4 protein-coding genes are annotated in these 3,781 nt (G+C 67.4%); 1 reads left to right on the top strand and 3 read right to left on the bottom strand.

What is annotated here, in order from left to right; all coding sequences use genetic code 11:
* On the bottom strand, positions 1-1,109 hold a 1,109-nt coding region (gene xseA, locus ACH107_RS30830), incomplete at its 3' end, for an exodeoxyribonuclease VII large subunit (protein ID WP_412509495.1).
* Positions 1,110-1,174: 65 nt separating this feature from the next.
* Between xseA and purD the strand changes: the two genes are divergently transcribed.
* Entirely contained in the window at positions 1,175-2,440 is a 1,266-nt protein-coding gene (gene purD, locus ACH107_RS30825; RefSeq protein WP_412509494.1) for a phosphoribosylamine--glycine ligase, read from the top strand.
* Positions 2,441-2,534: 94 nt separating this feature from the next.
* Here purD and ACH107_RS30820 read toward each other — a convergent pair whose 3' ends face one another.
* Both ACH107_RS30820 and fdxA read right to left on the bottom strand, forming a co-directional pair.
* Entirely contained in the window at positions 2,535-3,038 is a 504-nt protein-coding gene (locus ACH107_RS30820) for a CarD family transcriptional regulator (RefSeq protein WP_310689884.1), read from the bottom strand.
* A gap of 254 nt (positions 3,039-3,292) precedes the next feature.
* The gene (gene fdxA / locus ACH107_RS30815; RefSeq protein ID WP_310689883.1) at positions 3,293-3,628 is read right to left on the bottom strand and encodes a ferredoxin FdxA; all 336 of its coding nucleotides are present in this window, start codon (positions 3,626-3,628) and stop codon (positions 3,293-3,295) included.
* Between the last annotated feature and the right edge of the window lie 153 nt (positions 3,629-3,781).

Here is a 3,781-nt window from a genome sequence, read left to right as displayed (position 1 = left end):
CGCGCGCGGTCCAGCCGCGCCTGCAGCAGCCCGGGCCGCAGACTGCCCGCCGCGCGACTCAGCCGCAGCTCGCCCCAAGTCACCCGGCCCTTCAGCGCAAGGTCCAGCTTTTCCGACCAGTAGTCCAGCCGCTGGCGCGCATCCTCGACCAGCGTCTCGGGCCGGGGCAACAGCCGGCCCAGGTCGCCGACCCGCTGCTTGCGCAGGCGCAGGCTCTCGGTCACGGCGCGGTTCAGCCGCATATCCAGCTGCTCGATGGCCCCGATCAGGTCCAGCCGCACCGGCACCGCGATCTCGGCCGCGGCCGAGGGCGTGGGCGCGCGCCGGTCGGCCGCATGGTCGATCAGCGTGGTGTCGGTCTCGTGGCCCACGGCCGAGATCAGCGGAATGGCGCTGGCGGCCGCCGCGCGCACGACCTCCTCTTCGTTGAAGCCCCATAGATCCTCGATCGAGCCACCGCCGCGCGCCACGATCAGCAGGTCGGGCCGGGGCAGCGCCCCGCCCGGCGTCATGGCGTTGAAGCCGGCGATCGCACGGGCCACCTGCGGCGCGCAGTCGCGGCCCTGCACCGCGACCGGCCAGACCAGCACCCGACGCGGAAAGCGGTCGCCCAGGCGGTGCAGGATGTCGCGGATCACCGCCCCCTGGGCCGAGGTCACGACCCCGATGACCTGCGGCAGGAATGGCAGCGCCCGCTTGCGGTCGGGTGCGAAAAGCCCCTCGGCCTGCAGCGCCTTGCGCCGTTTCTCCAGCATCGCCATGAGCGCGCCGACCCCGGCCACGGCCACCTCGGTGGCATTCATCTGGTATTTCGACTGATTGGCAAAGGTGGTCATGCGGCCATGCGCCACGACCTCCATGCCTTCCTCGGGGACCACGCTCAGGCCGGGAACCTGGCCTTTCCAGGTGGTGCAGGCCAGGACCGCGCGGTCATCCTTGAGATCGAAATAGAGATGCCCCGACCGGGCGCGCACGACACGGCCGACCTCGCCCTTGACGCGGACATGGCCGAATTCGCCCTCGATGGCGCGCTTGACCGCGCCCGACAGTTCGCTGACGGTGAATTCCGGGGTGTTGCCCGCCTTGTCCGGCTCGTCGATCAGGTCCATGTGCGGCGCCCTTGTGCTGCTTTGGCCCCGATCCTAAAAGGCCCGCAGCCAAAGGGAAAGCGACCATGAACATCCTGATCCTCGGCAGCGGCGGGCGCGAGCACAGCCTCGCCTGGGCCATCCTGCAGAACCCCAAGTGCGACCGGCTGATCGTGGCCCCCGGAAATGCCGGGATCGCGCAGATCGCCGAATGCCCGGAGCTGGACATCCTCGACGGCGAGGCCGTGGCGAGCTTTTGCGCGGACCATGCCGTGGACCTGGTGATCATCGGGCCCGAGGCGCCCCTTGCCGCCGGGATCGCGGACCGGCTGCGCGCCGCCGGACTTTCCGTTTTCGGACCTTCGGCCGAGGCGGCGCGGCTGGAAACCTCGAAATCCTTCACAAAGGACATCTGCGCCGCCTGTGCGGCCCCGACCGCCGGGTTTGCCCATTTCACCGAGGCCGAGGCCGCCCGCGCCCATATCCGCGCACAAGGCGCCCCCATCGTTGTCAAGGCCGACGGGCTGGCCGCGGGCAAGGGCGTGATCGTGGCCATGGACGAGGCAACGGCGCTGGCCGCCATCGACAACATGTTCGCCGGTGAATTCGGGGCGGCCGGAGCCGAGGTGGTGATCGAGGAGTTCATGACCGGCGAAGAGGCCTCGTTCTTCGTGCTTTGCGACGGGGAAACCGCCCTGCCCATCGGCACCGCGCAGGACCACAAGCGCGCCTTCGACGGCGACACGGGCCCCAATACCGGCGGCATGGGGGCCTATTCCCCGGCCCCGATCATGACCGATGCCGTGACGCAGCGCACCATGGACGAGATCGTGCGCCCGACCATGGCCGAGATGGCCCGGCGCGGCACGCCCTATCAGGGTGTGCTCTACGTCGGGCTGATGATCGCGCAGGGCCGTCCGCGGCTGGTGGAATACAACGTCCGCTTCGGCGATCCCGAGTGCCAGGTGCTGATGATGAGGCTGGGCGCGCAGGCGCTGGACCTGATGCAGGCCTGCGCCGAAGCACGGCTGCACGAGACACAGGTCAACTGGGCCGACGATCATGCCCTGACCGTGGTCATGGCCGCCCGGGGATATCCCGGCGCCTACGAGAAAGGCAGCGCGATCAAGGGGCTGGACGACCTGCCCGAAGACAGTTCGCACATGCTGTTTCACGCCGGCACCGCCGAAAACGACGGCGGCATCATCGCCAGCGGCGGGCGCGTTCTGAACGTCACGGCGCGTGGCGCCACCCTGGCGCAGGCCCGGACGCGCGCCTATGCGATGGTCGAGCGGATCGACTGGCCCGAGGGGGTCAACCGCACCGATATCGGCTGGCGCGCGCTGGCCTGACGGGCGCACACCGCAACCGGCGCCACAAAAACTGCGAAAGCCGCGTTCCCTGGACCGCGGCTTTCCCGGTTTGGCAACAGCCCGACCCGAAAGATCAGGCGGCGCGGCTGACCAAGACCTCGTCGATTTCCTTGGCCGCGTCGGTTTCGTCGCCGTTTTTCACGGCGGCGATCTCGCGGGTCAGGCGTTCCAGCGCGGCCTCGTAGAGCTGGCGCTCGGAATAGCTCTGCTCGCGCTGGTCATCGGCCCGGTGCAGGTCGCGGACGACCTCGGCGATGGCGATCAGGTCGCCGGAGTTGATTTTCTGTTCATACTCCTGCGCCCGGCGCGACCACATGGCCTTCTTGACCTTGGCCTTGCCGCGCAGGGTCTTCATGGCGTCGGCCACCACATCAGGCGTCGACAGAGAGCGCATCCCGACCTCATCGGCCTTGTTGGTGGGCACGCGCAGGGTCATCTTGTCCTTGTCGAAGGAGATCACGAAAAGCTCCAGTTCGAAGCCCGCGACCTCCTGCTTCTCGATCGAGACGATCTGGCCCACCCCGTGGGACGGGTACACCACGAATTGGTTCGGCTTGTATTGCGATTTCTTACTCATGGCTTCCTTCCAACGGCGCCGCCCGCGTGGGTCCGTTCCCCGGGTGGCAGAGTTCCGGCGACAGAAAACCCGGCGGGACCAAACCAGTCCCGTCAGGCTTTCCATGCAAATCTCGGGTCAACACTTTCGCAGCATCGGGACGAAGTTTAACACAAAAATGCCATTTCCGGAAGCGCCGCGGCGCGGCATGGCCGGGGTCGCATTTTATCGTTTCAGATCAATGCATTGCGGAAACGCACGTCACGAATCGGGTATCAGCCGCCCTCGCCCGCGTTTTCCGAGAATAGCTCGATCTTGCCCGGCTTGCCGTCCATGTCCTCGGCGGTGGGCAGCGGGTCCTTCTTGGTGATGATGACGGGCCACTTTTCGGAGTACTTGCGGTTGAACTCCACCCATTTTTCCATCTCGGGCTCGGTGTCGGGGCGGATCGCGTCGGCGGGACACTCGGGTTCGCAGACGCCGCAGTCGATGCATTCGTCGGGGTGGATCACCAGCATGTTCTCGCCCTCGTAGAAACAGTCGACGGGGCAGACCTCGACACAGTCGGTGTATTTGCAGGCGATGCAGTTGTCGTTGACGATATAGGTCATGGGCGTTCCGAAGATTATTCTCGGGCCTAGCTAGTCCACCGAGGGGTCATCCGCAAGCGGCGAGGCCCCGATCTCGCGCAGGAAAGCCGCGCGGTTCTCGCGGTCGCGCCGCGAGGGGCGGCCCGTTCCCCGCGCGCGGTCCGCGGCGGACGG

The sequence above is a fragment of the Roseovarius halophilus (ex Wu et al. 2025) genome (genome assembly GCF_047086965.1).
This window is presented reverse-complemented; position numbering and strand designations above follow the sequence as displayed.

Bases quoted from the DNA above. Each gene is read 5' to 3' on its own strand.
- fdxA (WP_310689883.1), bottom strand. From the start codon at position 3,628: ATGACCTATATCGTCAACGACAACTGCATCGCCTGCAAATACACCGAC.
- ACH107_RS30820 (WP_310689884.1), bottom strand. From the start codon at position 3,038: ATGAGTAAGAAATCGCAATACAAGCCGAACCAATTCGTGGTGTACCCG.
- purD (WP_412509494.1), top strand. From the start codon at position 1,175: ATGAACATCCTGATCCTCGGCAGCGGCGGGCGCGAGCACAGCCTCGCC.